The sequence below is a fragment of the Pseudomonas costantinii genome (genome assembly GCF_001870435.1).
GTDB classification, from domain to species: Bacteria; Pseudomonadota; Gammaproteobacteria; order Pseudomonadales; family Pseudomonadaceae; genus Aquipseudomonas; species Aquipseudomonas costantinii.
Genome location: NZ_MDDR01000034.1, coordinates 403,953 through 430,938 on the forward strand (window position 1 = coordinate 403,953; position 26,986 = coordinate 430,938).

The 26,986-nt window shown below is 60.0% G+C and carries 26 protein-coding genes; 12 read left to right on the top strand and 14 right to left on the bottom strand.

The genetic code is table 11. The features are described 5' to 3' along the window. Positions 1 to 198: 198 nt before the first annotated feature. On the top strand, positions 199 to 834 hold the full coding sequence (locus tag BFL40_RS17320) for a DedA family protein (RefSeq protein WP_071485132.1): 636 nt from the start codon (positions 199 to 201) through the stop codon (positions 832 to 834). Here the strand turns inward: BFL40_RS17320 and BFL40_RS17325 are convergent. Next, a complete protein-coding gene (locus tag BFL40_RS17325; protein WP_071485133.1) occupies positions 815 to 2,050 on the bottom strand; it encodes a sterol desaturase family protein in 1,236 nt (411 codons plus the stop codon). The two genes, BFL40_RS17320 and BFL40_RS17325, sit on opposite strands and share 20 nt — an antisense overlap. Before the next feature lie 116 nt (positions 2,051 to 2,166). Between BFL40_RS17325 and elbB the strand changes: the two genes are divergently transcribed. Next, positions 2,167 to 2,832, top strand: a complete 666-nt coding sequence (elbB, locus tag BFL40_RS17330; protein ID WP_071485134.1) for an isoprenoid biosynthesis glyoxalase ElbB — start codon at positions 2,167 to 2,169, stop codon at positions 2,830 to 2,832. Between the two features lie 54 nt (positions 2,833 to 2,886). Here the strand turns inward: elbB and BFL40_RS17335 are convergent, their stop codons facing one another. Then, positions 2,887 to 4,782 carry an FTR1 family protein gene (locus BFL40_RS17335; protein ID WP_071485135.1) on the bottom strand — a complete coding sequence of 632 codons (1,896 nt, stop codon included), beginning with the start codon at positions 4,780 to 4,782 and terminating at the stop codon, positions 2,887 to 2,889. Positions 4,783 to 5,037: 255 nt separating this feature from the next. Here BFL40_RS17335 and BFL40_RS17340 point away from each other — a divergent pair, with 255 nt between their 5' ends. Genes BFL40_RS17340 through BFL40_RS17355 form a run of 4 tightly spaced genes read left to right on the top strand, consistent with a single transcriptional unit; the run spans position 5,038 to position 8,182 of the window. Next, the gene (locus BFL40_RS17340) at positions 5,038 to 6,432 is read left to right on the top strand and encodes a COG3014 family protein (protein ID WP_071485136.1); all 1,395 of its coding nucleotides are present in this window, start codon (positions 5,038 to 5,040) and stop codon (positions 6,430 to 6,432) included. A gap of 11 nt (positions 6,433 to 6,443) precedes the next feature. Further along, positions 6,444 to 6,815, top strand: coding sequence for a YcfL family putative periplasmic lipoprotein (locus tag BFL40_RS17345; RefSeq protein ID WP_071485137.1), 372 nt, complete (start codon positions 6,444 to 6,446; stop codon positions 6,813 to 6,815). 35 nt (positions 6,816 to 6,850) lie between these two features. Then, the gene (gene lpoB, locus BFL40_RS17350) at positions 6,851 to 7,438 is read left to right on the top strand and encodes a penicillin-binding protein activator LpoB (RefSeq protein WP_071485138.1); all 588 of its coding nucleotides are present in this window, start codon (positions 6,851 to 6,853) and stop codon (positions 7,436 to 7,438) included. A gap of 3 nt (positions 7,439 to 7,441) precedes the next feature. Then, complete coding sequence (locus BFL40_RS17355) at positions 7,442 to 8,182, top strand: penicillin-binding protein activator LpoB (RefSeq protein WP_071485139.1); 741 nt, start codon at positions 7,442 to 7,444, stop codon at positions 8,180 to 8,182. A 78-nt stretch (positions 8,183 to 8,260) separates the two neighbouring features. Here the strand turns inward: BFL40_RS17355 and BFL40_RS17360 are convergent, their stop codons facing one another. From BFL40_RS17360 to BFL40_RS17370, 3 genes are all read right to left on the bottom strand, one after another. Next, complete coding sequence (locus BFL40_RS17360; protein ID WP_071485140.1) at positions 8,261 to 8,893, bottom strand: LysE family transporter; 633 nt, start codon at positions 8,891 to 8,893, stop codon at positions 8,261 to 8,263. An 88-nt stretch (positions 8,894 to 8,981) separates the two neighbouring features. Further along, positions 8,982 to 9,554 carry a mechanosensitive ion channel family protein gene (locus BFL40_RS17365; protein ID WP_071485141.1) on the bottom strand — a complete coding sequence of 191 codons (573 nt, stop codon included), beginning with the start codon at positions 9,552 to 9,554 and terminating at the stop codon, positions 8,982 to 8,984. After that, positions 9,554 to 11,464 carry an ATP-binding cassette domain-containing protein gene (locus tag BFL40_RS17370; RefSeq protein WP_071485142.1) on the bottom strand — a complete coding sequence of 637 codons (1,911 nt, stop codon included), beginning with the start codon at positions 11,462 to 11,464 and terminating at the stop codon, positions 9,554 to 9,556. The genes BFL40_RS17365 and BFL40_RS17370 overlap by 1 nt, the downstream gene beginning before the upstream one ends. 50 nt (positions 11,465 to 11,514) lie before the next feature. On the opposite strand from BFL40_RS17370, the gene BFL40_RS17375 reads away from it, so the two are divergent. Further along, positions 11,515 to 11,979, top strand: coding sequence for a TIGR02444 family protein (locus tag BFL40_RS17375; protein WP_071485143.1), 465 nt, complete (start codon positions 11,515 to 11,517; stop codon positions 11,977 to 11,979). Here BFL40_RS17375 and BFL40_RS33100 read toward each other — a convergent pair. Next, on the bottom strand, positions 11,976 to 13,124 hold the full coding sequence (locus tag BFL40_RS33100) for an AlgP family protein (RefSeq protein WP_074851638.1): 1,149 nt from the start codon (positions 13,122 to 13,124) through the stop codon (positions 11,976 to 11,978). The two genes, BFL40_RS17375 and BFL40_RS33100, sit on opposite strands and share 4 nt — an antisense overlap. Before the next feature lie 192 nt (positions 13,125 to 13,316). Between BFL40_RS33100 and BFL40_RS17390 the strand changes: the two genes are divergently transcribed. Beyond that, the gene (locus BFL40_RS17390; RefSeq protein ID WP_071485146.1) at positions 13,317 to 13,994 is read left to right on the top strand and encodes an FKBP-type peptidyl-prolyl cis-trans isomerase; all 678 of its coding nucleotides are present in this window, start codon (positions 13,317 to 13,319) and stop codon (positions 13,992 to 13,994) included. 53 nt (positions 13,995 to 14,047) lie between these two features. Here BFL40_RS17390 and BFL40_RS17395 read toward each other — a convergent pair whose 3' ends face one another. The 7 genes from BFL40_RS17395 to BFL40_RS17425 all read right to left on the bottom strand — a co-directional run bounded on the left by BFL40_RS17395 (position 14,048) and on the right by BFL40_RS17425 (position 20,448). Beyond that, entirely contained in the window at positions 14,048 to 14,506 is a 459-nt protein-coding gene (locus tag BFL40_RS17395) for an Rsd/AlgQ family anti-sigma factor (protein ID WP_071485147.1), read from the bottom strand. Between the two features lie 208 nt (positions 14,507 to 14,714). Next, positions 14,715 to 15,236, bottom strand: coding sequence for a disulfide bond formation protein B (locus tag BFL40_RS17400; RefSeq protein WP_071485148.1), 522 nt, complete (start codon positions 15,234 to 15,236; stop codon positions 14,715 to 14,717). 236 nt (positions 15,237 to 15,472) lie between these two features. Next, complete coding sequence (locus BFL40_RS17405; protein ID WP_071485149.1) at positions 15,473 to 16,714, bottom strand: heme biosynthesis protein HemY; 1,242 nt, start codon at positions 16,712 to 16,714, stop codon at positions 15,473 to 15,475. Between the two features lie 5 nt (positions 16,715 to 16,719). Beyond that, positions 16,720 to 17,835, bottom strand: a complete 1,116-nt coding sequence (locus BFL40_RS17410) for a uroporphyrinogen-III C-methyltransferase (protein ID WP_071485150.1) — start codon at positions 17,833 to 17,835, stop codon at positions 16,720 to 16,722. Between the two features lie 40 nt (positions 17,836 to 17,875). Continuing rightward, positions 17,876 to 18,625 carry a uroporphyrinogen-III synthase gene (locus BFL40_RS17415; protein ID WP_071485151.1) on the bottom strand — a complete coding sequence of 250 codons (750 nt, stop codon included), beginning with the start codon at positions 18,623 to 18,625 and terminating at the stop codon, positions 17,876 to 17,878. Further along, positions 18,622 to 19,563: a hydroxymethylbilane synthase gene (gene hemC / locus BFL40_RS17420; RefSeq protein WP_071485152.1), complete on the bottom strand. Its 942-nt coding sequence runs from the start codon at positions 19,561 to 19,563 to the stop codon at positions 18,622 to 18,624. Before hemC ends, BFL40_RS17415 begins: the two co-directional genes overlap by 4 nt. Positions 19,564 to 19,701: 138 nt before the next feature. Beyond that, complete coding sequence (locus BFL40_RS17425; protein WP_071485153.1) at positions 19,702 to 20,448, bottom strand: LytR/AlgR family response regulator transcription factor; 747 nt, start codon at positions 20,446 to 20,448, stop codon at positions 19,702 to 19,704. Between the two features lie 544 nt (positions 20,449 to 20,992). On the opposite strand from BFL40_RS17425, the gene argH reads away from it, so the two are divergent. Continuing rightward, a complete protein-coding gene (gene argH / locus BFL40_RS17430) occupies positions 20,993 to 22,387 on the top strand; it encodes an argininosuccinate lyase (RefSeq protein ID WP_071485154.1) in 1,395 nt (464 codons plus the stop codon). 111 nt (positions 22,388 to 22,498) lie between these two features. On the opposite strand, the gene BFL40_RS17435 is transcribed toward argH, so the two are convergent. Further along, positions 22,499 to 23,158 (bottom strand): glutathione S-transferase family protein, encoded by a 660-nt coding sequence (locus tag BFL40_RS17435; protein ID WP_071485155.1) that lies wholly within the window; start codon positions 23,156 to 23,158, stop codon positions 22,499 to 22,501. Between the two features lie 126 nt (positions 23,159 to 23,284). On the opposite strand from BFL40_RS17435, the gene BFL40_RS17440 reads away from it, so the two are divergent. The 3 genes from BFL40_RS17440 (at position 23,285) to BFL40_RS17450 (ending at position 26,984) form a co-directional block, all read left to right on the top strand. Further along, positions 23,285 to 23,569, top strand: coding sequence for a hypothetical protein (locus BFL40_RS17440; protein ID WP_071485156.1), 285 nt, complete (start codon positions 23,285 to 23,287; stop codon positions 23,567 to 23,569). 152 nt (positions 23,570 to 23,721) lie between these two features. Next, the gene (locus BFL40_RS17445; RefSeq protein ID WP_014720451.1) at positions 23,722 to 23,976 is read left to right on the top strand and encodes a TIGR02647 family protein; all 255 of its coding nucleotides are present in this window, start codon (positions 23,722 to 23,724) and stop codon (positions 23,974 to 23,976) included. 167 nt (positions 23,977 to 24,143) lie between these two features. Further along, the gene (locus BFL40_RS17450; RefSeq protein WP_071485157.1) at positions 24,144 to 26,984 is read left to right on the top strand and encodes a class I adenylate cyclase; all 2,841 of its coding nucleotides are present in this window, start codon (positions 24,144 to 24,146) and stop codon (positions 26,982 to 26,984) included. Positions 26,985 to 26,986 lie beyond the last annotated feature (2 nt).

Sequence of the window (26,986 nt, forward strand, 5' to 3'; positions counted from 1 at the left end):
TGAGCCCGCGTTGACGGGCGAGCGTTGCAGTTATAAGCGGCCATTATGACGAAGGAATGACAGTTGTGCTTATCGATGCGACCTGTAGTCGCATTCGTCGTTTATCCACGGATTGTTCACTTCGTGACACATCTCGATACTTTCATGAATGTCCACGAAGGCGTAGGCTGCGCGTTCATTTCGCCAGCACCCTAGACCATGCTTCAACAATTTCTGCATGACTTCGGCTACTTTGCCCTCTTCCTCGGCACGTTCTTCGAAGGCGAGACCATTCTGGTTCTCGCAGGCTTCCTGGCGTTCCGTGGGTACATGGATATCAACCTGGTGGTGGTCGTTGCCTTTTTCGGCAGCTACGCCGGCGACCAGCTGTGGTACTTCCTGGGGCGCAAGCACGGCCGCAAACTGTTGGCGCGCAAGCCGCGCTGGCAATTGATGGGCGACAAAGCACTCGAGCATATCCGCAAGCATCCGGATATCTGGGTGCTGAGCTTCCGCTTCGTTTATGGATTGCGCACGGTGATGCCCGTGGCGATCGGCCTGTCCGGCTACCCGCCGTTGCGCTACTTGATCCTCAACGGGATTGGCGCCGCGGTCTGGGCCGCTGCCTTGGGCGCTGCGGCATACCACTTCGGCGCGGTGCTGGAAGGCATGCTGGGCAGCGTCAAGAAGTACGAGCTGTGGGTACTGGGCGCACTGCTGTTGCTGGGCTTCGGCCTGTGGTTACGTCGCAGGATCAAGAATGCGCGCGCCACCCGCCTGGCATGCGCCGACGCAAAGGCTCGGCTCGCTGCCGAACCGAGCCCGGTAGACGCGCCTAAGACGCCAATCGAGTAAGCCGGCCTCTGCAGCAGTAGAGACCGATCACGCTGAGCAGGCTGTAACTGAACAGGCCCAGCCAGCCTAAACTGCTGGCCGGCCACAACCCGACCAGCGGTGCCAGCCACACCAGTGGCACATTCAGCCCCAGGCGCACCAGCTCAGCCTTCAGCGCCCACGGGCGGTTCTCCAGAGCCACGCCCAACGTAAACAACCCCAACGCCATCGCACTCCAGCCCAGGACCAGCGCCGCCGTGGGCAGCCCCTCGCCGAAATTCATCAAATAGCTGCCAAACCCCACATACGCTGCAAATTGCAGGGCGATGTAGAGCTGCTGACGCGCATCCAGCGGTACTTCAAATTTGCGGAACTGGCTCAGGTCCGGCTTGGCCATCGGGTATTTGGCCTTCACGTCCGCCGGACGCCAGCCGGTGCGCATGAACCAAATGCGCAGCTTGTCCCACCAGCTCTCCGTGCGCCGAGCATCATTCCACAGCTGTGCATAAAACTGCAGGTTGGCCCACAACGGGTTCCAACTGGCCAGAGGCGTAGTCACGCCAAAGATCACCGGTTCGTTGTCGTCTTCTTCCTGGAAGGAGCCGAACAGGCGATCCCAAATAATGAACACGCCGCCGTAGTTGCGATCCATGTAAAGAGCGTTCTGTGCATGGTGAGCCCGATGATTCGACGGCGTGACGAAGAACCATTCGAACCAGCCGAGCTTGGGCACGTGGCGCGTATGCACCCAGAATTGGTACAGCAGGTTCAGCGAGGCCACGCTGATAAACACCACCAACGGCACACCGAGCAAGGCCAGGGGCAAATAGAAAATCCAGCTCAACAGAAAGCCGGTGCTGGTCTGGCGCAGGGCCGTGGAGAGGTTGTAGTCCTCACTCTGGTGGTGCACCGAGTGCGCGGCCCAGAGAATGTTGCGCTCGTGGCCCATACGATGCAGCCAGTAGTAGCAAAAATCGTAGAACACAAAGGCAAACACCCAGGTCCACACACTGTGGGCCGACAGTTCGATCAGTGCCAGGTGCTTAAGGGCGAATGCGTAGGTCAGCAGCCCCACACCTTTGGTCAACAGCCCCGTGGTGGTAGACAGCACGCCGGTGCTGAGGCTGTTGATGGCATCCGCCACCCGATAGTTGCGCTCGCCGCGCCAGCGGTCGGCGAGTAGCTCGACCACGATCAAGGCAATAAAAAACGGTACCGCGTAAGGCACGAAGTCCATGGGCTAGTCCGATGTATTTTTGTTACATCAAGATTAGGTGTAGCGGCAGGAGATCCCATTGGCAACAGGTGACAAATTAGTAGACATTTAACGCCATGACCCCAGGAGAAATGCCCATGAGCAAAAAAATTGCAGTGATCCTTTCCGGCTGTGGCGTGTACGACGGCGCAGAGATCCACGAGAGCGTGATCACCTTGCTGCGCCTGGACCAGCGCGGCGCTCAGGTCCAATGTTTTGCGCCGGATATCGCGCAACTACACGTGATCAACCACCTCACCGGAGAAGAGATGCCCGAGTCGCGCAATGTGCTGGTGGAATCGGCGCGCATCGCCCGGGGTGAGGTGAAGGACATTCGCGAAGCCAACGCCGAAGACTTCGACGCACTGATCGTGCCCGGTGGGTTTGGCGCAGCGAAAAACCTGTCGAACTTTGCCGTGGAAGGCGCGGCTTGCAGCGTCAACCCGCAAGTACTGGAGTTGGCCGAAGCCTTTGCCGAAGCGGGCAAACCTGTGGGGTTGATCTGCATCTCGCCGGCATTGGCCGCGAAGATCTACGGCCCGGGCGTGACCTGTACCATCGGCAATGACGCCGACACTGCCGCCGCCCTGGACAAGATGGGCGCCACCCACCGCGAATGCACGGTGGAGGACATTGTCGAGGACAAGGCGCGCAAGCTGGTGAGCACGCCGGCCTACATGCTTGGCAAAAGCATCAGCGAAGTCGCGTCAGGCATCAACAAGCTTGTAGATCGGGTGTTGGAATTGACCCACACGAACGATTGATCAAGTAGCCGAACACTTAATGGTGGTGAGCGGACTTGCCCCGCTCACCACAGACTATGCCGCCACCCGGCGTTTCTCAGTCAGGCGACTGCGGCCATACAGCACCACAATCGCCAGAATGGCCACGGCCTGCGCACTCAGCGAGTACGCATCGGCGTGAATGCCCAGCCAGTCGAAGTCAAAGAACGCCACCGGCCGCGTGCCGAAGATGCCGGCTTCCTGCAACGCCTTCACGCCATGCCCGGCAAACACCACCGACAACGCACACAGCAGCGCCGCGTTGATGCCGAAGAACAATGCCAGCGGCAACTTCGCCGAACCCCGCAAGATCACCCACGCCAGGCCCACCAGCAGCACCAACGCCGTGGCGCCACCCGCCAGCACCGCGTTGTGCCCAGCCGGACCGGCTTGCAACCACAGGGTTTCGTAGAACAGGATCACTTCGAACAACTCGCGATACACCGAGAAGAACGCCAGCATCGCAAAGCCGAAGCGCCCACCGCCGCCCACCAGGCTGCTCTTGATGTAGTCCTGCCAGGCTGCCGCGTGGCGTCGGTCGTGCATCCACACGCCCAGCCACAGCACCATGACGCTGGCGAACAACGCCGTGCAGCCTTCAAGCAATTCGCGCTGGGCGCCGCTGACGTCAATCACATACGCCGCCAACGCCCAGGTCCCCAGGCCGGCCAACAACGCCAGACCCCAGCCGACGTTAACGCTGCGCACCGCCGATTGCTGGCCGGTGTTACGCAGAAACGCGAGGATCGCCGCCAGCACCAGAATCGCTTCCAGGCCTTCGCGCAACAGAATCAGCAAGCCGGAGATGTAGCTCAACGACCAGCTCAGGCCATCACTGCCGAGCAAGCCGGCGGATTCGGTGAGCTTGCCCTTGGCTACGTCCAGGCGCTGCTGCACTTGCTCGAGCGGCAGGCCGTCCTGCAACGACTGCCGGTAAGCCATCAGGGCTTTCTCGGTGTCTTTACGTACGTTGGCATCGACGTTGTCCAGAGAGCTTTCAACCAGCTCAAAGCCTTCCAGGTAAGCCGCTACCGACAGGTCATAAGCTTGCTCATGATCACCGTTGCGGAATGCGGCAAGGCTTTTGTCCAAAGTGGCGGCGGTGTAGTCGAGCAACTGCGCCGGGCCACGTTTGACCTGTGGCGGTTGGGCGCGCTGGGCGCGGAAGGTCACAACAGCGGCTGGGCCGTTTGCGGCGAGAACTTCATTAGGGGTCTGACGTGCCAGGTCGGCGAGGTTGAAAGACTGTTCGCCTTTGGCGGCGGCCGGGTCGGCTGTGAAGCCGGCGATGTAGGTCGCCAGGTCCCAGCGCTGGCGGTCATCCAACTGGTCGGCAAAGGACGGCATATCGGTACCTTCAACACCCAGGCCCAGGGTGTTGTAGATCGCGTAGAGGCTCAGGCGGTCCAGGCGTGCGGCATCGCGCAGGTTAGCGGGCGGCGGCGTCATGCCCGTGCCTGCTGGGCCATCACCGGCGCCGGCAGTGCCGTGACAAACCGAGCAATGCTGGGCGTAGAGCGGTGCGCCGCGCGTTGGGTCAGGCGTAATCGCCGGGGCCTGGCTGACTTCGTACGCCACTGCCAGCTTGGCGCCTAACTGACGAGCTTGATGTGCGACGGCTACGCCGTCTTCGTGGGCCGTCACCGCCGCCAGTAGTTCATCGACGCCTTTTACCAACGCGGCACGCTCGGGTTTTTCCGGTAATTGCGCAACCAAACCCTGCAAAACCCCCAGAAACTCCACCTGTTCGCGGTATTCCGACTCATCAACCACCTTGCCCGCTTCCACCGTGGGAGGGTAGTCAGCGCCAATGTAGTCCAGCAAATGCAGGGCTTGCGGGGCGCCCTCGGCGGTTGCTGCCAGCAGATTGAAGCTGCACGACATCAGGACCGGCAGGATCAGCCAGACCAGGAAACGAAAGGGGGCAATCATGAATGAATCTCAAAGGTAAATACGAAGTAACACATTGTTTAACGTTAAGGAGTTTGACTCAAGCCGTTAGTGATTTTGTGTTTGGAATACCGTCACAAATGATGGCACTCACGACCTTACGCGAAGCAAAAAGCCATTGTTTTGCCAGTAACGGCGCCTATAATGCCGCGCCCTGTTATTTCGAAAGGGAATTTATATCCTCGTTCTTATGAGGAATATGCACATCGCTTGATTACTTTCAGGGAAGACGTTTGCATGGCATTTCGCGCCTTAGCCCCGCTCACGCTCGCGGCGGTTACCTTGCTCTCCGGTTGCTCGATGTTTCGCAGCTACGACACCGAACTGCAAGCCACTAACCAGCAACTGGCCACCGGCAATGTCGACGGCGCCCTGACCCTGCTGGAAAAAAACAACACCGGCGAAGACAAAGACCTGCTCTATTTCTTTGAGAAAGGCGAGTTGCTACGGGCCAAGGGCGACCTCACCGGCAGCCAGACCGCCTGGCGCAGTGCCGATGTGCAAGTCTTCAGATGGGAAGAGTCGGTCAAGTTCGACAGCGAGAAATACCTGGCCCAATTCGGCAGCTTCCTGGTCAATGACAAAGTGCGTCGCTACGAAGGCTATGACTACGAAAAAGTCATGCTAACCACCCAGATGGCTCTGAATTTGCTGGCCCTGAATGACTTCGACGGCGCCCGCATCGAGATCAAGAAGACCCACGAGCGTGAAGCGGTGATCGCCGACCTGCGCGACAAGGAATACCTCAAGCGCGAAGACGAAGCCGAGCGCCAGGGCGTTAAAACCCAGATGAAGGACCTGCGCGGCTACCCGGTAGAAGCGCTGGACGCGCCGGAAGTGGTTGGCCTGAAGAACAGCTACCAGAGTGCGTTCAGCCACTACCTGGCAGGCTTTGTCTACGAAGCCATGGGTGAAAAAGACCTGGCCGCACCGGGTTATCGCAAAGCTGCCGAATTGCGCCCTAACACGCCGCTGCTGGAGCAGGCGTTGCTGGACCTGGATAAATCCAAGGTCGGCGCCGATGAAACTGACGTGCTGATCGTGGTCCAGAGTGGCCTGGCACCGGCCCGTGACTCAATTCGCCTGCCACTGCCGATCCCGATAGACGGCCACCTGGTGATCACGCCGCTGTCGTTCCCAGTGATCAAGGCCGATACGTCCACCGCCACCTTCGCCCAAATCGGCGTGGACGGTAAGCAACAGAACCTCACCGCCCTCAACAGCACCACCGCCATGTCCCGCCGCGCCCTGCGTGACGACATGCCGGGGATCATCTTGCGCACCACCGTGCGTGCGGTCAGCCGAGGCGTGGCGCAAAACAACCTGAACAAGACCAACCCCATGGCAGGCCTGGTGCTGGGCATCGCCTCGGCGGTGACCGAAGGCGCCGACACTCGCACCTGGCGCACCCTGCCGGACATGACCCAAGTAACGCGCCTGCGCCTCAAGCGCGGCGAGCATCAGGTCAGCCTGCCCAACGCCCTGGGCGGCACGCTGGTGACGGTCAAAGCCGACCAGCGCTACCAGGTGATCACCCTGCGCGTAGTCGGCAACCAAGTGTTCGCCGGCGGCTTGGCCGCCCATGTGGTGCCGAGCGCCGCAGGCCAGGCCATCGCCCTCAAACAACCTTAAAGGAGCACGCTATGCGTCATTTCATTCTCAGCGCCCTGGCGCTGATCCTGCTCGCCGGCTGCGCTACCCCGCCGCCACCCGAGCCCGGCAGCGCCGCCAGCAAAGTTGTGGTGATGGGCCAATTCAAGGGCATCGCCGTCGGGGCCATTCGTGTTGCCCGCGAGAACGGCTTCCTCACCGCCAAGGTGCAGTTGAGCAACACCACCAGCAGCAACCGGATGATGTACTACCGCTTTGCCTGGCTGGGCGCCGACGGCTTCCCGGTTGGCGATGAAGAAACCTGGAAAGTGCTGACCTTGTACGGCAACCAGGCGACCTTCCTGCCGGCCATCGCCAATTTGCCGCAGGCCGCGGACTTCCGTCTCGAAGTTAAAACCCCTTGAGCCGCCCCCTTCTTAAGCTCCAGAGAGATTTCCCCATGTTTGCACGCTTCTCGATGATCGCCGTAGTTGCCCTTCTGGCCAGCGGCTGCTCCAACACTTCGCCGGTACTCGGCGGCAAAAATATCAGCTACGGCGACACCAAGGCCGTGGAATTGGTGACCAACGAGTTCGGTTCCACCGACCTGCAAATGATCGCCGAAAGCATGACCCGCTCCCTGGCTCAGTCCGGCATCCTCCAGGGCCGCCCGGTGGTGCAGGTGTATGACGTGAAGAACAAGACCAGCGAGTACATCGACACCCGCGAGATCACCACGTCGATCAAGACCCAGTTGATGAAGACCGGCACCGCGCGCTTCGCCAGCGACAACACCGACATGCAGAGCCAGGTCGACCAGCTCAAGTTGCAGAACCAGAGCGGTCTGTACAAGAAATCCACCGTCAGCAAGACCGGCAACATGGTCGCCGCCAAGTACCGCCTGGAAGGCTCCATCAGCTCCATCGTCAAGCGCAGCTCGGACTACAAGGACGTGTTCTACAAGTTCAGCCTGCAGCTGATCGACGTCGAGAGCGGCCTGGCCGAATGGATGGACGAGAAAGAAATCCGCAAGACCACGGAGCGCTAAGCAATGCGTGCATGGATCGGCATGATCGGCCTGCTGTGCGCCTTTGGCGCCTCGGCCGCCCCGAAGATCGCGGTGACTGACCTGGCCTACGAGGCGCGGGTCGAGGAGTACATCCACAGGGTCGCCGCCAGTAACAACTTCCAGGCCAGCGCCTATAACGCCAGCGGCGCGTCGAGCTACAGCGAGTACGAGAGCCGCACCAGCTACATCGAACAGACCGAGCTGCGTAAGTTCAGCGGTGACATCAAGGGCGAGATCCTCAAGTCGCACCAGTTCCAATTGGTGCAGGGCACGCCTTACACCGCCGACGCCAAGGGTGATGTCTATGACGTGATCAAGCGCATCAAGGCCGGCAACTTCAAGGGTGCGGACTACGTGCTGTTCGGCACGCTGTCTGATATCGACTTCACCCAGGACATCAACGCCCTGGACCACACAAACAGCTATTCGGCGGTGCTGGGCCTGACGCTGGTGGCGGATTTCAGCCTGATCAACACCCGCACCTTCGAAATCACCTCGGCGTTTACCGCCATGGGCGAAGGCCAAGACACCAAGCTGGTGAACAACCGCGACGTGCGCGTCAGCCTGAACCGCCCGCGCGTGGTGCGGGAGGTGTCGAAAGCGCTGGGTGAGGATGTGGCGCGGCAGTTGGCGGAACAGTTGGGTGGCGGCTACCAAGCCCCAGGCAAGCCTGCGTTGCGCAATAACCTGCCAAGGGATGAAGCGCCGAAGATTTTGCGCTGAACCCGAATCTAAAAGGCTACACAAAACAAATGTGGGAGCGGGCTTGCTCGCTCCCACATTTTTATCCGTTTTCGTCAGTTACGCCGTTGCGCGATGCAAGCTGGCCAAGAAACCCGCAGCGCCCACGAACAACCCCGCAAACGTACGGTTCATGCGTTTTTGCTGCTTAGGCGTGCGCAACAGGCGCAACACCTTCGACGCCAGCCCCGTATAACCCGCCATCACGATCATATCGACGCAGATCATCGTCGCGCCCAGGATCAGGTACTGGATCAACAGTGGCGCCTGCGGGTTCACGAACTGCGGCAGCACCGCCAGCATAAACACCAGCGCCTTTGGGTTGCTCGCATTGACCAGAAAGCCACGGAACATCATCGCCATCGGCTTGCCGATCGGACGTACCGCCGCGTCATCGGCCATGTCCATGGGCAGGGCACGCCATTGCTTGATAGCCAGGTACACCAGGTACGCCACGCCAAACCATTTGATCGCATAGAACGCGGTAGAAGACGCCGCAAGAATGGCACCCAGCCCGCCCGCCACCACGGCAATCTGCATCGCCAGGCCAATTTGCAAGCCCAGGGCGTTCCAGTAGCCGCGCAGGAAACCGTATTGCAGGCCGCTGGACATCGAGGCGATGGCGCCGGCGCCAGGAGAAAGGGAGATGATCCAACTGGCCAGGAAAAAGGCCAGCCACGTATCGAGTGCCATTGCACACCTCAGGAAGGAGTTTGCTGTTGTGCCCTAAGCTAACTCCGCCGACCAAAGGCTGGCTATAGATTTTTACAGGATGTGAATGCTAGCGGTCGCCTGGGAACACGTGGGTGCCTGGCCAACGTCGCACAGAGCGCTGGAAGAACATGCTGTTAGGTACCTGCACCATCGCGCTGTCAGTGCCGGCCTCTTCCACTTCGATGAGTGTGGTGTAGAGCAAGTTGATCGCCACCACGCGGCCCTTCACGCCCGGTTTGTCGACGGTATCCACCAGTTCGACAATGTCACCGAGACGAAATGGCCCGACGGTAAAGATCAAAATCGCACACAGCAAGTTGGACAGCACCGACCACATGGCAAAAAACGCCACAGCGGCGACTGCGACAAACCCCGACAGCGCCGTCCACAACACGGTGGCGGACACGCCCAGGCGCTCAAGCACAAAAATCAGCGCGCTGCCCATGATCAGCCAGCGCAGGCCGCCGCGCAGCGGCATCAGCAACTGCGGCGGGAACGGGTAGCGCTCACCCAGGCGATTCAGGCCTTTAGCCACGAAGCGCTGGGCGAAGTAACCGGCCAGCAGTATCAGCAAGATCTGCACACCCACCCAGATCGGTGCGATCCATTGTGCCGGCAACGGCAATTGCAGCGCTTCCATCAGGACAGCGCCTCCAGCTCCGCTTGCAAGGTTTCCAGCAGCTCAAGGGCCTCCATCCAGGTTTCCTCCAACTGGCCTTCACGCACCTTGAGTTTGGCCTGCTCGGCCAGCAAGTCGCGCAACTCATCCTTACGCGCAGCCTCGTATACAGCGCTGTCGCCCAAGCTGGTTTCGATCTTGGCCAGGCGCTCATGCACCTTGCCCAGCTCAGCTTCCAGCTTGTCGGCTTCGCGCTTATGCGGCGCCAACTGCTGACGCAGTGCGGCGGCGGCTTGGCGCTGGGCTTTCTTGTCGGTCTTGTCCGGGTTGACCGGCGTGTTGCTGACCGGCGCGTTGCGCAGGCGGTAATCCGTCAGCCAACGTGCGTAGTCGTCCAGGTCGCCGTCGAACTCTTCGACTTTACCGTCGGCCACCAGCAGGAAGTTGTCGGTGGTGCTCTTGAGCAAGTGGCGATCGTGAGACACCACCAGCACCGCACCGCTGAATTCCTGCAAGGCCATGGTCAGCGCCAGACGCATTTCCAGGTCCAGGTGGTTGGTCGGTTCGTCGAGCAGCAGCAAGTTCGGGCGGTCCCAGGCAATCAACGCCAGGGCCAGGCGGGCTTTTTCGCCACCGGAGAAATTCAGTACCGGCTCATCGATACGCGCACCACGGAAGTCGAAACCACCGAGGAAGTCGCGCAGGGTCTGCTCGCGTTCGGTCGGCGCCAGGCGCTGCAGGTGCAGCAGTGGGCTTGCCTTGGAGTCGAGGGAGTCAAGCTGATGCTGGGCGAAGTAGCCCACCACCAGGTTCTCGCCACGGGTCAGGCGACCGGCCAGGGGTTGCAGCTCACCTGACAGGTTCTTGATCAACGTCGACTTGCCTGCACCGTTGGGGCCGAGCAAACCGATGCGCGCACCCGGCGTGAGCTGCAGCTTGACCTTCTCCAGGATGGTTTTGTCGCCATAACCCAGGCGCGCATCGGAAAGATCCAGCAACGGGCTGGAGATCTTCACCGACTCGCGAAACACGAAGTCGAACGGCGAATCGACGTGGGCCGCCGACAGTTCTTCCATGCGCTCCAACGCCTTGATCCGGCTCTGGGCCTGACGGGCCTTGGTGGCCTGGGCCTTGAACCGGGCGATGTAGCTTTCCATGTGCGCACGTTGCACTTGTTGCTTCTCGTAGGCCTGTTGCTGCTGGGCCAGACGCTCGGCGCGCGCGCGTTCAAACGCGGTGTAGCCACCCCGGTAGAGGGTGATTTTCTTTTGTTCGACGTGGGCAATGTTATCGACCACGGCGTCAAGGAAGTCCCGGTCGTGGGAAATCAGCAGCAAGGTGCCTGGGTAGCTCTTGAGGAACTCTTCCAGCCACAGGATCGCATCGAGGTCCAAGTGGTTGGTCGGTTCGTCGAGCAGCAACAGGTCCGACGGGCACATCAGTGCCTGGGCCAAGTTCAGACGCATACGCCAGCCACCGGAGAAGTCGGCGACCGGACGGTCCATCTGTTCGTTGGTAAAACCAAGGCCTGCGAGCATTTTGCGGGCACGCGCATCGGCAGTGTAGCCGTCGGCACTGTCGAGTTCCGAGTGCAGGCGGGCCTGAGCGGCGCCGTCGTGGGCTTTCTCGGCCTCGGCGAGGTCGTGTTGCACCTGGCGCAGGCGAAGGTCGCCATCGAGCACATAGTCGATCGCAATGCGGTCCAGGGTGTCGATCTCCTGGCGCATATGGGCGATGCGCCAGTCGGCCGGCAGCAAGCAGTCCCCGGAATCAGGGGTCAGCTCACCCAGCAACAGGGCGAACAACGTGGATTTGCCGGCGCCATTGGCACCGATCAAGCCGGCTTTGTGACCGGCGTGCAGGGTCAGCTCGGCGTCTTCGAGAAGACGTTGCGGGCCACGCTGTAATGTTAGGCTTTGAAGTCGGATCATAATGGCGGCGGAGTCTACCAGCTTCGTTGGCCGCTGGCTTGGGTAGGAATATGTGCGCTGACCTGTGGAGCTTTGCCCTCTCGACCTACGCCCGCTCAGGGTGCGAAGCCGCTTGCCTGCGCTTGCAGGAGCAGGGGGCGGATGTGTGCTTGTTGCTTTGTGGCGCGTGGCTGGAGCAGCGGGGCGTGGCGCCGACACCCGAACGCATCCAGGCGCTGAAGCAGATCGCCGGGCCTTGGCAGACGCGCGTGATCGAACCGTTGCGGCAGGTGCGCGTGCAATGGCGAGCAATGGCACAACAGGATGAGCAATTGGCGGCGTTACGGGAGCGGGTCAAAGCCCTGGAGTTGGGTGCCGAACGGCAGTTATTGACGCGCCTGGAAGCGCTGGCACAGGTATGGCCGACAGGTGAGGTGAGGGGTCAACAAAGATGGCTTGAAGGCCTGGCGACCGAAGCCGCCAACCTTGACCACGACGCGCTGCAGTTACTGCGCGTCGTGGCCACCAACACTTAGGAAGCGCTGGTTGGAGTGGTGCTTGGCGCTACCGGTGCAGGCGTGCTGCTGGCCGATGCGGTTGGAGCGGTGGATGCTGCCGGGGTAACAGCCGGGGCTGCTGGCTTGGCCGGGGCTGCTTTTGTAGCAGCAGGCTTAGCGGCCGGTTTTGCAGCAGCAGGTTTAGCGGCTGGCTTGGCGGCTGGTTTTGCAGCAGCAGCTTTGGCAACTGGCTTGGCGGCTGGTTTCGCAGCAGCAGCTTTAACAACTGGCTTCGCGGCTGGTTTTGCAGCAGCAGCTTTAGCAACTGGCTTGGCGGCTGGTTTCGCAGCAGCAGCTTTAACAACTGGCTTCGCGGCTGGTTTTGCAGCAGCAGCTTTAGCAACTGGCTTGGCGGCTGGTTTCGCAGCAGCAGTTTTAGCAACTGGCTTGGCGGCCGGTTTTGCAGCAGCCGTTTTAGCAACTGGCTTGGCGGCTGGTTTTGCAGCAGCAGTTTTAGCAGTTGGCTTGGCGGCTGGTTTCGCAGCAGCAGTTTTAGCAGCTGGCTTGGCGGCTGGTTTTGCAGCAGCCGTTTTAGCAGCGGGCTTGGCGGCCGGTTTTGCAGCAGCCGTTTTAGCAACTGGCTTGGCGGCTGGTTTTGCAGCAGCCGTTTTAGCAGCTGGCTTGGCGGCTGGTTTCGCAGCAGCAGTTTTAGCAGCTGGCTTGGCGGCTGGTTTTGCAGCAGCAGCTTTCGCAGGAGCCTTCGAAGCTACAGCTTTTGCCGGCGCACGAGTGCCCAGGACTTTAGCTACGGCTTCCTTCACACGACCAACGCCCTGGGCCAGTTTCAGGCTTTCCTGAGCATCTTTTTTGAGTTGGGAAATGTAAGTGCGGGTTTCAGCTTGGCGATCCTTGAGAGCGTCCAGCAGACCTTCAAGTTCTTTGACAGCGTCTTTGGCCTTGGCTTGAGCCTTGGCCTTGCCGGCAGTGGCGGCGTCTTGCAGTTTGGTGCGGGATTTGTGCAGCTTTTCTTGCGCTTTACCGCGTTGTTTTTCCAGTTTGGCGAGCAGTTTTTCTGCATCGGCCAAGGCTTGGGAACAAGCGCTTTCCAGATGTTCGAGCAGGCTGCCCGAAAGTTGTTGGAGTAAGTGCAACGGGGTATTTACAGGCTTCTGTTTGGCCGACATGGTTTACCTCCTGGCTGACGTGGGTGCGGCTCATACTAGCCCTCTGCTCTTACCGCCGCTAGGGCATGTTGACAGTATCGTTTGCCTTGCGTTGCACCGTAAGAAAATTCTTATCGATATAACGAAAAACCACGGCACTTTTTACGTACTCACACTGGCATAATCCGTCGCACTTTCGGCGGGAGAATGCTCATGTCGCGTTACCTTTTTCTAGTGCTTGGCTTGGCAATTTCGGTGGCCAATGCGAGCGAGCAATCACCGTCCAAAACCACTGCCCAAGACCCGCACGATCTCGCGTACAGCCTGGGCGCAAGCCTCGGTGAGCGTTTGCGCCAGGAAGTCCCCGACCTGCAGATCCAGGCCCTGCTCGACGGCCTCAAGCAGGCCTATCAAGGCAAGCCACTGGCGCTGGACAACGCACGCATCGAGCAGATCCTCGCCCAACACGAAGCACAAAGCGCAGCCGAAACGCCTGTTGCGCAGAGCGAAAAAGCACTCGCCATCGAACAGCAATTTTTAGCTAAGGAAAAAGCAGCAACCGGTGTGCGTGAATTGTCGGATGGCATCCTGCTCACAGAGCTGACACCTGGCAACGGCAGCAAGCCGTTGGCCAGTGATGAGGTGCAGGTGAAATACGTGGGGCGGTTGCCCGATGGGGCCGTCTTCGATCAGAGCACACAGCCTCAATGGTTTCGCTTGGACAGCGTGATCAGCGGCTGGAGTAGTGCACTGCAACAGATGCCAGTAGGCGCGAAATGGCGCCTGGTGATTCCATCCGCCCAAGCCTATGGCGCAGACGGTGCGGGCGAGTTGATCCCGCCGTATACACCGCTGGTATTTGAGATCGAATTGCTCGGCACTCGCCACTGACCCAATAAAAAACGGTGCGCCATGCGCACCGTTTTTTATCTCGCCAGCAAGCATCAAGCCTGGGTGGCGGACTCTTCCTTGTGGGCGTTGTGCAGTACTTCGATCAGGCAATCTTCCAATTCGAAACGCTCGTGAAGTAGTCCACCCAACTCTTTGAATTTTTCAGCAACACACTCACCGGCGTCACACAGGTCGTTGAAGGCCAGCAGCTTTTCGGTAATTACATCGATGCGCGGGTAAATAGTCTCGGCCAGTTCCAGACCACGCTTATCGTTAAAAGCTTTCGCCTCACCAGTCAGCTGCTCGTAAATTTCGAAATGGCCGGTAGACACGTAGTCCACCAATAGGCCACAGAATTCCTGCAACGGCTCGCGGTTCTCAGCCAGTGCCTCGGGCTTCGCGCCGAGAGCATCAAAGGCCCGAACCAGTTCGTGACGTGCCTTCAACCAGCTGTCGATCAGCTTGTGCACCCCACCCCAGCGTTCCTGAGCATTCTGACAACTTTCCAGCATGATGATCTCTCTTCCCTATAGGGGCGCTGCTGCCCTGTGCCCGCGCAACACTTCAAGGATAAAGCAGCAGGCGAACACGGCCGCGTCTGACAACGGATTCAATAACGCGTGCGGGCCAGATTATGCCCGCATGACTATGGCTTCAAGGTACGCAGGAGAGAAAGTTCATACAAGTGTTTAATCCCCTCCTACAAATTGCGACCTGCTTTTAGTGCCTCGCTAGGCCCAAACAGCAGTTCAGTAACAGCCTTGAAAACTGTATGGCACCCAAGATCAGCATCGCCACGAAGAACAACAGGCTCCACTCGGGAAGGCTCAGGTCAAACAGTGTCCAGTTGATCTCAACGCAATCGACAGTGCCTTTGACCGTCAATTGCAGTGCTTGCCAAAGCGAGAGGTTTTCAATCATGTATTGCAGACTGGGCCAGCAATCCGCTGCTTGTTCCGACGCGGCATTTTGTAGCAGTACCTGGCGCACCGCAGTGATGGCCCCAAACAACGCACAGCTCATGCTCGCGAGTCCGTAGAGGTAGACCGTAGAACGCTTTGGGCCATGGGCCGCAGCAGCCAGATTGATCAGCGTGAAAATCGCCAGAAAGATGCGTTGCACCTGGCAAAGGAAACAAGGGCGTAGCTGCGCGCCGTACTCAAGATAAAAAGACGCACCCAACGCCAGCGCACCAGCCATGAACGCCAGGAGAAACAAGGAGCGTGAAGGGGCCAAAGACATTGTTATCCGTACCGCAAGAGATAGGCCGTTACGGTAGAGGAAAGGCCTTACCCCTTTCAATACGCGCTAGAGCAGACAATTCCGCAAGAGCATAGGGATATCCCGTCAGAGCCCGGATGACTTAGAGCAGCTAACAGTAGGAATTTACTTCATAACGCTTTAACCCCAGCCGTTGCCCAACAACGAAGGGTTGGCTCTCAGAAGGGTCCGAGCCAACCTTCGCCTTATTTCCTACCTCAAACCCGAGCAGGCACTGGCAACGGAGACGCCAGCAAACGGCTATCCAAAAGACCCAGGCCTTCCTGGAACAATTGGTTACTGCGCTCAGTGTCGCCCAATTGGGCCAGCAGACGCGCCAGCTCAGCACAAGCTTCAGGATTACGCTGCACTTGCAGACTGCTTTCCAAGTAGTCCCGCGCCTTGCCCCACAAACTGTTTTGCAGGCAAAGGCGGCCCAGGGTCAGCAACAGGCTGGCATCCCCCGAATGGTCCTTGAGCCAGCCTTCGGCAAATTTCAACTGCCGAGCCGGGTCACCACCGCGCAACAAGCCATACAGCCGGATCAGATGGCTGTCATAACCACGCTTGATGGCAACACGCAGCACTTCCTCGGCCTTGGCATCCGCGCCCAGTCGACGCAACTGCTCAGCATAAGCCACCACCAATTGTGGCTCCTGGCGCTGGGCGGAAGTCAGTTGCTCCCAAGCCCGCTCAAGGGACTGCAACCCCGCCTCGCCTTGCACTTCACGCTGAGCGGCCAGGCTCAGGTTTTCACCCCAGGCGCGGCGCTCCAGTTCGGCCAGCTCGGTGGCAGGAAGCACCTTGTCCTTACGCAACTCCGGCAACAAGCGAATCACCGACGACCAATCGCCCCGCTGCTGATACAGCCGCTGCAACTGGCGTAAGACTTGTGGGTTATGGGGGTGACGTTCGTGCATCGCCTGCAAGGTGACCAGTGCCCCGTCAGTATCGCCACGGTCCATCTGCAATTGTGCATGGCTCAAAGCGATTGCCAATTCCGCATGGGGCTGGCGCTCCAGGGCGCGCTCCAGCAAACCATCAGCCTCCTCATAACGGCCCTGTTCATTGGCTGCACGTGCTGCGCCGAGGTAATACAGCAATGGGTGGCGCTCCGCTTCTGCGGCACGCTGCAAGTGGCGTTCGGCACTGGCCCAGCGGCCTTCGGCGAGGTCCCTCTGGCCCTGTTCGATCGCAATCTGTACGCGGCGGCTGCGGTTGCGCCGCGACCACGGATTGACCACGCCACCGGAGGTGGTGACCAGACTCAACAAAACGCGGACCAGGTAGATCGCCAGGCCTACGGCAAACACTGCCACCAGCGTGGCCCAAAGGCTCGACTCGTAATGCAGCAGATGGGGATAAGTAATCAGCACGTAGCCGGTGTGTTTCGAAATGCCCACGGCCAGTGCCAGGGCGATCGCAATTGCCAGCACCAGGATCACATAGAAACGTTTCATCTGCTCTACTCCTGGGTCGCCGGCGTGCCCGCCGACGCCTTGGCTTCATTGGCAGACAGATGGCGACGGTCAAGGTAGGCCTGCACAGCAGCCAAACTGGCGGCCAGGTCCGGGGTGACCACGGAGACGGCCTTGGGCTCAAGCTCGGCAATACGCGCCAACATCGCCTTGCTCTGCGGGTTGTCCTGATTGAAGTTGTCCTGCAGCACGCTGCGCGCTTCGCCCAGGGAACGGCTGTACACCGCCGTTTCACCATTAAGCGCGGCCCATTGCGCTTGTTCCAGGGCCAGGCTCAGGGCCAGGCGTACCTGGTTCAAGCCTTGGCCCGCGAGCAACGGGCGAATGTTATCGTCAGGGTTGAAGTCGATGCGGAAGTAGCGAGAAATTTGCTCCCACCACTGGCTCAGGCGATTTTCCGTATCGGTGGTCGGGCGCCCTTGGGAGGCTGGCTCGGTGAGCTGGTATTCCGGGGCGATTGCCGCCAGTTGCACGACCTGATCGCGCAGGGCCGCCAGTTGCAGGTATAGGCCAGTGCGGTCTGGTTGCTCGGTACTACGCAACGCGGCAAGGCTCTTGGCCAATTGCTCACGGGCGGCGTAAGCACCTGGATCGCTCTGTTCGCGAAGAATTTCGTCAGCGCCCTGGACCAGCGACTGGGCGCTGTTGATGTCCTGCAGGGCGGACAAACGCAAGCTGGCCAGACGAATCAGGTGCTCGGCTTCGGCCAGGCGCCAGTCCTGGCGGCTGGCACCCAACACAGTTTCCAGACGCTGGCTCAAGCGCTGCTGATCGCCCTGCAATTGGGCTACCAGGCGGCGGCGCTCCTCCAGCTCATCCGCGGCGGGCAACTGTGCCAGGCGTGCTGTCAGCTGTTGCTGGCTCTGCTTGAGGGATTGGGATTGGTCATCGAGAGCCTGCACTCGGCCCAGCTGTTGTTGGCTGCCGGCTTGCAGGGCGCGGACCTGCCAGATCCCCCAACCGCCGGCGGCCACACCTGCGGCGCCGAGCAACAAGGCTACGATTGCCAGGCCATTGCCACGGCGTGGCGCGGTGACCGGTGACTCAACCGGCGCATCAAGTGCGGGTTGGGCTTCATCTTTAGGCAAGGCTGTTTCGCTCACGTATCCGTCCTTTGCGTATCAGAGAGTGGGGGCGGCAGCCTTACAAGACAGCGCTGCGCAACGCCACTAACAAAGCCGCGGCACTCGCGCCGCGACAATCCACAACTTTTTCTGCACCAGCAGCTCGCGCCATCTCATAGACACGTGGGCTGGGCACGAACAGTGGCAACTGCGCCACCTCTGGCCAATCGGTGCCGGCAAGGGCTTGCAAGTGCAAAAAACCCTGCCCACTGCTGACCACCAGGCCGTTCAAGCGTTCCAACCGGATGCGCTGCATTAGCACCCCAGCGCCGTAAGCCGGAAGGAAGCGGCGATACAACTCCACATAGTCGACACTAGCACCTTGCTCGCACAAACGCTCAGCCAGCAGCTCTCGACCGCCCTCTCCGCGCAAGATCAGCACTCGGGCACCAGGGCGTGCGATAGCGGCGCGCAAGGCAGGCAATGCGAGCAAGGCCTCGCTGTCATCGCCGGTTTGCGGATAGTGAACGTTGAGGCCGTGATCGGCCAGTACCTGCGCGGTTGCAGCGCCGACGCTGAACCATGGCAACGGCGGCCAGGGTTTAACAAGCTGCTGCAAGGCGAGGCGCGCGGCCGGCTTGCTCACCACGATCACCGCACAATAGCTGCCCAGGTCCCGGAAGACAGAATGTTGCTCAGCGGTAACGGGTAACGGCTCAATCTCGAGCAAAGGCAGGCTGCTACTGAAAATACCGGCTTCGGACAACGACGCCGCCAGGGCCATTGATTCCTCGGCAGGCCGCGTCAGCAGCACGCGCCAGTCGATCACTGTGGACCGGCCTCGCCGTAGACTTTTTGCAGAATGGCACCAGCGCCCTTTTCCAGCAGTTCTTCTGCCACCTGGATACCCAAGGCCGTTGCATCACGCTGGGGCCCACGCACCTGCGCGGTGAGCAGCGTGCCGCCATCCGGGTCCCCTACCAAGCCACGTAGCCAAAGGTTTTCGCCTTCGAGCACAGCGTAACAGGCAATCGGCACCTGGCAGCCACCGTTGAGGTGTTTGTTCAAGGCGCGCTCGGCCGTAACACGGACTTCAGTGTCGTGATGATCAAGGGGTTTGAGCAGGGCGTGGATTTCACTGTCGGTGGTGCGACATTCGATGCCCACTGCACCCTGCCCGCCTGCGGGCAAACTGTCTTCGACACTGATCGCAGAGGTGATACGGTCTTCGAAGCCCAGACGGATCAAACCGGCCGCCGCGAGGATGATCGCGTCATACTCGCCAGCGTCCAGCTTGGCCAGGCGGGTGTTGACATTACCGCGCAGGAAACGGATCTGCAGGTCCGGGCGACGGGTCAGCAACTGCGCCTGACGACGCAGGCTGGAGGTGCCGACAATACTGCCCAGGGGCAGGTCATCCAAGGATGCATAAGTGTTGGAAACGAAGGCGTCGCGTGGATCTTCGCGCTCGCAGATGCAATACAAGCCCAGGCCTTCAGGGAAGTCCATCGGCACATCTTTCATCGAATGCACGGCGATGTCGGCTTCGTTTTCCAGCAGAGCGGTTTCCAGCTCCTTGACGAACAAACCCTTGCCGCCAATCTTCGACAGTGGCGAGTCGAGCAGCTTGTCGCCGCGACTGACCATGGGCACCAGGGACACTTTGAGTCCCGGGTGAGCCTGCTCAAGACGTGCTTTGACGTATTCGGCCTGCCACAAGGCCAGGGCACTTTTACGGGTGGCGATGCGGATTTCGCGAGAGGACATGGATCAATCCGTACTGAATAGATACGGCAGATAATAACAGCTCAGGCAAACACGCTTTGATTTGAATCAGCAAGTGCGGGGCCTCCCTGGCCGCGTCGCACCGGGATAAGGAATACAGGCCTCGCCACAGCCCTCGGGCTAAAGCTGCTGCATCATCTTGCGTACACCGGCGACATGACGTCGGCTGACGATCAAGGCGTCGCCGTTAAGCCCTTTCAAAAACAACTGAAAGTGCCCCAGGGGCGTGCGCTGCAGGCGTTCTATTCGCTCGCGGGCCACCAGCGCGTTGCGGTGGATACGCACGAAACGGTCGCCAAACTCATCCTCAAGGGCCTTGAGCGGCTCATCGAGCAATACTTCGCCAGCCTCGTGACGCAGGGTCACGTACTTGTGATCGGCAATAAAGTAGACCACCTGGCTTAGGGGAATCAGCTCAATGCCTTTGCGGGTCCGTGCGCTGATGTGACTGCGCGGCCCGTTACCACTCTGGGCGGCGGGCAGGGTCAAGGCAGCGAGCTGGACGCGGTTGGGGCGCTCGGCCTTTTTCAAGGCTTTGAGTAAAGCATCGCCAGCCACTGGCTTGGACAAGAAGGCAACGCCACTGTCCTCCAGCGTTTGCGCAGGAAACTCATCCTGGGAAGCGCACAACACCACGGCAGGTGGTGATTCGCGCTCGCTCAGGCGAGCCGCGACTTGCAGGCCATCCAGGCCCGGCAGGCGGATATCGAGCAACACCACATCCGGCTTAAGGCTGTCGATCAGCGCCAACGCCTCCTCTCCGTTGGTGGCGCTCGGCTCAAGGACTGTATAACCCTCGAGTTCACTGACCAAACGGCTCAGTCGCTCGCGGGCTTGGGGTTCGTCATCAACGATCAGGACATTCATATAGCGCTGGATTCCTGCGTGAGTCTCGCACAAGGATAGCGTAGACAGGTGCGGTGACTTGCGTCACAGCGATCCACGCTAAGACTAGTGCGAGCGGCAAAAAGTGCCCTGAGAGCGGCACCCATATTTACCCGGACCTGTTCAACTGCGCCCAAAACCTGCTGCCTTCGGGCATTGTCGTAGGGTTTGCTGATACACAATCCGAATACCCCCCTTTAAATGGATAGTCTGGGCTTCGACCGCATCACCCGACTTTGGTGCATTCACACACTATCAGTCCAACTGTAGACGCTCGCTGAGACGATATTGCTCATTCGTCAAATATCGTTTCAATAAACACCCTTTGTTTATCTCATAGGTCGAGCGCCATACCTTTCCTTCGGTTTTCCCCAGTCTCTTCCCGGACGCGTTCGTCGGCAAGGCACTTAGCCATCCTTCGCACAAATAAAAATGCCGACCACCCGCAACACCGCCTCCACGGGCAACCCTGTTATTATCGGCGGCACACCTCCACGCCTCTTTTAAGCAGATCACGAGCGAATCCATGAGCACCGACAAGACCAACCAGTCCTGGGGCGGCCGCTTCAGTGAACCCGTCGACGCCTTCGTCGCCCGCTTCACCGCCTCCGTCACCTTCGACCAGCGCCTGTATCGCCACGACATCATGGGCTCCATCGCCCACGCCACGATGCTGGCCAAGGTCGGCGTGCTGACCGACGCCGAACGCGACAGCATCATCGACGGCCTGACCACCATTCGTGGTGAGATCGAGGCCGGCACGTTCGACTGGCGTGTCGACCTGGAAGACGTGCACATGAATATCGAGGCCCGCCTCACCGATCGCATCGGTGTGACGGGTAAGAAGCTGCACACCGGTCGCAGCCGTAACGACCAGGTAGCCACCGATATTCGTCTGTGGCTGCGCGATGAGATCGACCTGATCCTGTCCGAAATCACCCGCCTGCAAAAGGGTTTGCTCGAGCAGGCCGAGCGTGAATCGGGCACCATCATGCCCGGCTTCACCCATCTCCAGACCGCGCAGCCCGTGACCTTCGGCCACCACCTGCTCGCCTGGTTCGAAATGCTCAGCCGTGACTACGAGCGCCTGGTGGATTGCCGCAAGCGCGCCAACCGCATGCCGTTGGGCAGCGCCGCGCTGGCCGGCACCACCTACCCGATCGACCGCGAATACACCGCGCAACTGCTGGGTTTTGACGCCGTAGGCGGCAACTCGCTGGATGGCGTGTCCGACCGTGACTTCGCCATCGAGTTCTGCGCCGCCGCCAGCATCGCGATGATGCACCTGTCGCGTTTCTCCGAAGAGCTGGTGCTGTGGACCAGCGCGCAATTCCAGTTCATCGACCTGCCGGACCGCTTCTGCACCGGCAGCTCGATCATGCCGCAAAAGAAAAACCCCGATGTGCCGGAACTGGTACGCGGCAAAAGCGGCCGTGTATTCGGTGCGCTGATGGGCCTGCTGACCCTGATGAAAGGCCAACCCCTGGCCTACAACAAGGACAACCAGGAAGACAAAGAACCGCTGTTCGACGCCGCCGACACCCTGCGCGACTCTCTGCGAGCCTTCGCCGACATGATCCCGGCGATCAAGCCCAAGCACGCGATCATGCGTGAAGCGGCCTTGCGTGGGTTCTCCACCGCGACTGACCTGGCGGACTACCTGGTACGCCGCGGCCTGCCATTCCGTGACTGCCACGAAATCGTCGGCCATGCCGTGAAATACGGCGTGGACACCGGTAAAGACCTGGCGGAAATGAGCTTGGAAGAGCTGCGCAAGTTCAGTGACCAGATCGAGCAGGACGTGTTTGCCGTGCTGACCCTGGAAGGCTCGGTGAATGCTCGTAATCATATCGGCGGGACTGCGCCGGCGCAGGTGAAGGCTGCCGTAGTACGTGGCCAGGAATTGCTCGCCAGCCGCTAAAAGCTTCGCAAGCAAGCCCGCCCCACACAGGAAACCGAGTACTTCCAGACAACTCGGTCAAAGGTGGGAGCCGGGCTTGCCCGCGATGGCGCCATCACAGGCGCCAACGATCTATTTTTTCGCCGCAACCATCGCCATAAACGCCGGCATCGCCGCTTCCCTGTCCGCTGCCACCTTCTGGGCGTTGGGCATGGAATGCAGTCGTTCCAGCAACGCCTTGGCCGCCGGCAACTCTGCCAACAAATCCAGGCCAAACAGCTTCTCGCCCACAGCACAGGCGAGGTTCACGCTGTACATGAAATACAGATCGGCAATCGTGAAGCTTTCCCCCGCCACATACGGCGCAAACTTGCCGTGTCGGCCCAAAGAACCGATCCCCAGCAGCAACTCAGCCTTGGATTTCTCCTTGATGGCCTCCGGCACCGGCATACCGAAAAACGCCTCGGCGAAACATGCGCGCGCAGGCAACTCGATGTACAGCTCGATTTCCCGGCACAACGCCAACACTTGGGCGCGCTGGAACGGCTCGGCAGGCAGCAATGACGGACCCTCCTGGGTTTGCTCGATGTACTCGAGAATCACGCTGGTTTCGTTGATAAAGCCCTGTTTGACGCCCAGAACCGGCACTTTGCCTCGCGGGCTCACTGCCAGGGCTTCTGGGGTCTGGCCCGCATAAAACGGCACCTCTTCAAAGGGCAGCCCTTTCTCCAGCAGCGCCAGTTTGACCATGTTGTAGTAGTTACTGACCGAAAATCCGTAAAGCTTGAGCATTGCGAATGCCTCCAGGCCGGGTGTGGGGTTGGCTGCAAGAGTTATAGATCCGAAGGCCCGACCTGACCAGCAGCATCACCTGCCTGAATGGGGGTAGACTGGCGCCCTTTCCTTGAGGAGCCTGCCATGAGCGAGCCAACCGATATCGACAACGACGAAGAAGAGTTCACCGAAAGTACGCTGACCCAGGCCATCGAAAACCAGATCGAAAGCGACAACCCGCCTGCCGCCAAGGCCACCTTCAACAAGCTGACGCTGGTGGGCTACGAGCGCGAAGACATTCTGAATCTCATGGCGCATGTACTCGCCGTAGAAATCGACAAGATGCTGGAAGACGATCGCGCATTCGATACCGAATGGTATGAAACAGCACTGCGGGCCCTGCCCGAGTTACCACCCGAAAACGACTGAATCGGGCACCTTCGTGGCCTGGAAGCCGGCTTCCTCGCCACAAACCTGCGCCATATCAAGACCCAAGAGTTTCTCACTGGACAGCTCGGCAAAGTGCGTTCACCTTATGCCCTGCTAGCCTCTAATAAATTCTTAGAAAGTCTGGAGTCCTTATGTCGTATACCCCTGAGTTGGTTGCCGAACTGGAAATCCTTGTACTCTTCCCATTGGACAGCACCAAGGAAGGTCTGAAAGTCCACCAGACCGCCGCTCCCACTGCTATCGCCGCTGCCAAACGCCTCCACGCGAAAGGACTTATCGACCAGCCGGACGGGGGCTATTTGACCAGCCTCGGTCGTGACGCTGCAGAGCAGGCCCAAACCCTGCTGACCATCCTGACCACAGCCAATACCAAAGAAGCTGCCTGACACCTGATACCGCCCATGGAGTCCGCCACTTGCGGATTCCGAGGGCGTTGCGGTGGACCGCACAAAATTCTGACGCCAAAAACAATTCCCTCTAAACCTCCTACGCTTCTGAATGTAAACTCCTACACGGCCGCCCATGTCGGGCCCTGCGAGCCACCGAGTTCGACATGACCCGCACCCATGAAATCCGCCCCGACCTGGACGAAGGCATCGACCGCAAGGTGCTGTCCCAGTTACGCGCGCGCTTCATGGCCCTCAACGAAGGCCGCATGGCCCGAGCCGTCGAGGGGCTGACGCCACGCCAACAAAGCGTGCTGACCCTGCTACCGCTGTTTTTCCACGTCAATCACCCGCTGTTACCTGGTTATGTCTCCGGCAGCACGCCTGCGGGCTTGTCGAGTTTCGAACCCGACGCCCAGGCACTGACCGAAGCCCAGCGCCTGACCCGCTCATTTTCCTACAAGCCGCGCCATGGCAACCCGCCGCGGCCGATCCACGGCCTGTTCTTGATGGGCAGCCTCGGCACCCTGGCTCAGGCGGATCAGAGCGATATGGATGTGTGGGTGTGCCACGCACCCAACCTGAGCGAAAACGAGTTGGCCGAGCTGCGCAAAAAGTGCCAACTGCTGGAAGCCTGGGCCCTGACCATGGGCGCCGAAGCGCACTTCTTCCTGATCGAGCCGACACGCTTTGTACTGGGTGAACGTGACACACAACTGGGCTCCGACGACTGCGGCACCACTCAGCATTACTTGCTGCTGGATGAGTTCTACCGCACCGCCATCTGGCTGGCCGGACGCACGCCGATCTGGTGGCTGGTGCCGGTGTACGAAGAAAACCGCTACGCCGAGTTCACCCACACGCTGATCTCCAAACGCTTTATCCGCGCCGATGAAACCCTTGACCTCGGCCACCTGGCACACATCCCCCCGGGCGAATTCATTGGCGCCGGGCTGTGGCAACTGTTCAAGGGCATCGAGTCACCGTACAAATCGGTGCTCAAGCTGCTGCTGACCGAGGTCTACGCCAGCGAACACCCGAACGTGCATTGCCTGAGCCTGCGCTTCAAGCGGGCAGTCTTCGCCAACCAAATGGACTTGGATGAGCTGGACCCGTACATCGTGGTCTACCGTCGCATCGAGGAATACCTCAAGGCACGCAACGAGCCGGAACGCCTGGAACTGGTACGGCGCAGCCTGTACCTGAAGGTCAACCGCAAGCTCAGCGCGGGCCAGCGCACCACCAGTTGGCAGCGCTTGCTGCTGGAGCGACTGGCCCATGAATGGGGCTGGGACCAGCGCCAACTGGCCCTGCTGGACAGCCGCAGCCAGTGGAAAGTGCGCCAGGTAGCTTCCGAGCGCCGCGCGCTGGTCAACGAGCTGAATTACAGCTATCGCTTCCTGACCCAGTTTGCCCGCACCGAGCAGACCGTCAGCCTGATCAACAAACGCGATCTCAATGTGCTGGGCCGGCGCCTGTACGCAGCCTTCGAACGCAAGGCCGGCAAGGTCGAATTCATCAACCCAGGCATCGCCCCAGACTTGGCCGAAGACACCCTGACCCTGGTGCAATCGCCCAATCGCAAGGAGCCAGGCCAGCACCATTGGGGCTTGTACAACGGCAACCTTACGGCCTTGGAGTGGGAGCACTTCGCGCCGATCAAGCGCAGCCGCGACCTGCTGGAAATGCTCACCTGGTGCCATCGCAACGGCGTGATCGACAGCAGCACCCGCCTGGCGCTGCATCCGGGCGTCAGCGACATGACCGAATTCGAGCTGTTCAACCTGCTGGGCAGCCTGCAACAAACCATCGCATTGCCCTTGGCCAGCGTCGATGAGGAACGCCTGCTGCGCTCGGCGGTGCCGGAAGAAGTGTTGTTGCTGATCAACGTCGGCGTCGACCCGCTTAAGCATCATCGTGACCTGAACATACTGATGACCACCGAGCGTACCGATTCCCTGAGCTATGCAGGGGTGCGCGACAACTTGGTGCTGACCCTGGACCAAGTCACGCTCAACAGCTGGAACGAGGTAATGGTCAGCCGCTACGACGGCCCCCACGCGCTGCTCGACTGCCTACGCGACTACCTTAACCAGCTGCCGCCGGATCATCTGCCGCGGCTGCGGGTGCGCTGTTTCTGTCATAACCGTGCGCAATTCATTGCCCAACGTGTAGAGGAAATCTTCGATACCGCACAGAACCTGCTGCTTGGCCGAGGCAATCACCGTTACGTGCTCCAGGTGCAGCAGCACTATCACGTAATGGAGTTGACGCCAGGCCAAGCCACCCATCTGTCGCTGCCAACCCAGGATGCGCTGATTGCCTACCTCAGCGAAGAACTGGCCAGCTACAGCCCTTTGCACCTGGACGCCATGGCCCTGGAAGACCACGACCTGGCGCTGCTGCTGCCCATGGGCCTGGCCGATTGTGTGCAGGTGTTCTACCGCGTCAACGAGGGTTTCGCCGAGCTGTACGTGCTGGATGAGTTCAACGCGCTCTGGCAACAGCGCTTGCCGTTTCATGACGAACAGAGCCTGTTAGCACCATTGCAGCGCTTTTTGCAGTCGATCATCTATCGCCGAGGGGCGCTATCACCCCTGGACACGCAACAGCCGTTGGGCGAAGTGCAAACTTTGTATTACCAACTATTGCCGTCGGGCAGCACGCGCGCGCGCGGCATCGAACCGCGGCCAACCCCGCAAAACCCGGCCAATAAACCGTTTTATGACGTACAGGCAATTATCGGTAAGGCCGCACCGGGTAAGGTGGGCATCACCCTGTACTGCAATCAGCGGGAGTTTTCCGAACTGGAGTTTGGCGACCAGTTGTTTGCTGTGGTCGCCCAGGAAATCGTCGGACAACGTCGGGAAAGCGAGCGTTACCGCTGCTACATCACCGACCTGGACTTGTCGGGCCTGCTCGGTGACGTGCAAAGCCCGAGCAATCTGTACCTGCGCTACAAAGCCGAGCTGGAAGTGTCGCTCAATAAAGCGCTGAGCCAGATTTAGAG

Excerpts from the sequence above, each read along its gene's own strand:
- BFL40_RS17320 (WP_071485132.1), top strand. The coding sequence starts at position 199 with ATGCTTCAACAATTTCTGCATGACTTCGGCTACTTTGCCCTCTTCCTC.
- BFL40_RS17325 (WP_071485133.1), bottom strand. The coding sequence starts at position 2,050 with ATGGACTTCGTGCCTTACGCGGTACCGTTTTTTATTGCCTTGATCGTG.
- elbB (WP_071485134.1), top strand. The coding sequence starts at position 2,167 with ATGAGCAAAAAAATTGCAGTGATCCTTTCCGGCTGTGGCGTGTACGAC.
- BFL40_RS17335 (WP_071485135.1), bottom strand. The coding sequence starts at position 4,782 with ATGATTGCCCCCTTTCGTTTCCTGGTCTGGCTGATCCTGCCGGTCCTG.
- BFL40_RS17340 (WP_071485136.1), top strand. The coding sequence starts at position 5,038 with ATGGCATTTCGCGCCTTAGCCCCGCTCACGCTCGCGGCGGTTACCTTG.
- BFL40_RS17345 (WP_071485137.1), top strand. The coding sequence starts at position 6,444 with ATGCGTCATTTCATTCTCAGCGCCCTGGCGCTGATCCTGCTCGCCGGC.
- lpoB (WP_071485138.1), top strand. The coding sequence starts at position 6,851 with ATGTTTGCACGCTTCTCGATGATCGCCGTAGTTGCCCTTCTGGCCAGC.
- BFL40_RS17355 (WP_071485139.1), top strand. The coding sequence starts at position 7,442 with ATGCGTGCATGGATCGGCATGATCGGCCTGCTGTGCGCCTTTGGCGCC.
- BFL40_RS17360 (WP_071485140.1), bottom strand. The coding sequence starts at position 8,893 with ATGGCACTCGATACGTGGCTGGCCTTTTTCCTGGCCAGTTGGATCATC.
- BFL40_RS17365 (WP_071485141.1), bottom strand. The coding sequence starts at position 9,554 with ATGGAAGCGCTGCAATTGCCGTTGCCGGCACAATGGATCGCACCGATC.
- BFL40_RS17370 (WP_071485142.1), bottom strand. The coding sequence starts at position 11,464 with ATGATCCGACTTCAAAGCCTAACATTACAGCGTGGCCCGCAACGTCTT.
- BFL40_RS17375 (WP_071485143.1), top strand. The coding sequence starts at position 11,515 with ATGTGCGCTGACCTGTGGAGCTTTGCCCTCTCGACCTACGCCCGCTCA.
- BFL40_RS33100 (WP_074851638.1), bottom strand. The coding sequence starts at position 13,124 with ATGTCGGCCAAACAGAAGCCTGTAAATACCCCGTTGCACTTACTCCAA.
- BFL40_RS17390 (WP_071485146.1), top strand. The coding sequence starts at position 13,317 with ATGTCGCGTTACCTTTTTCTAGTGCTTGGCTTGGCAATTTCGGTGGCC.
- BFL40_RS17395 (WP_071485147.1), bottom strand. The coding sequence starts at position 14,506 with ATGCTGGAAAGTTGTCAGAATGCTCAGGAACGCTGGGGTGGGGTGCAC.
- BFL40_RS17400 (WP_071485148.1), bottom strand. The coding sequence starts at position 15,236 with ATGTCTTTGGCCCCTTCACGCTCCTTGTTTCTCCTGGCGTTCATGGCT.
- BFL40_RS17405 (WP_071485149.1), bottom strand. The coding sequence starts at position 16,714 with ATGAAACGTTTCTATGTGATCCTGGTGCTGGCAATTGCGATCGCCCTG.
- hemC (WP_071485152.1), bottom strand. The coding sequence starts at position 19,563 with ATGTCCTCTCGCGAAATCCGCATCGCCACCCGTAAAAGTGCCCTGGCC.
- BFL40_RS17425 (WP_071485153.1), bottom strand. The coding sequence starts at position 20,448 with ATGAATGTCCTGATCGTTGATGACGAACCCCAAGCCCGCGAGCGACTG.
- argH (WP_071485154.1), top strand. The coding sequence starts at position 20,993 with ATGAGCACCGACAAGACCAACCAGTCCTGGGGCGGCCGCTTCAGTGAA.
- BFL40_RS17435 (WP_071485155.1), bottom strand. The coding sequence starts at position 23,158 with ATGCTCAAGCTTTACGGATTTTCGGTCAGTAACTACTACAACATGGTC.
- BFL40_RS17440 (WP_071485156.1), top strand. The coding sequence starts at position 23,285 with ATGAGCGAGCCAACCGATATCGACAACGACGAAGAAGAGTTCACCGAA.
- BFL40_RS17445 (WP_014720451.1), top strand. The coding sequence starts at position 23,722 with ATGTCGTATACCCCTGAGTTGGTTGCCGAACTGGAAATCCTTGTACTC.
- BFL40_RS17450 (WP_071485157.1), top strand. The coding sequence starts at position 24,144 with ATGACCCGCACCCATGAAATCCGCCCCGACCTGGACGAAGGCATCGAC.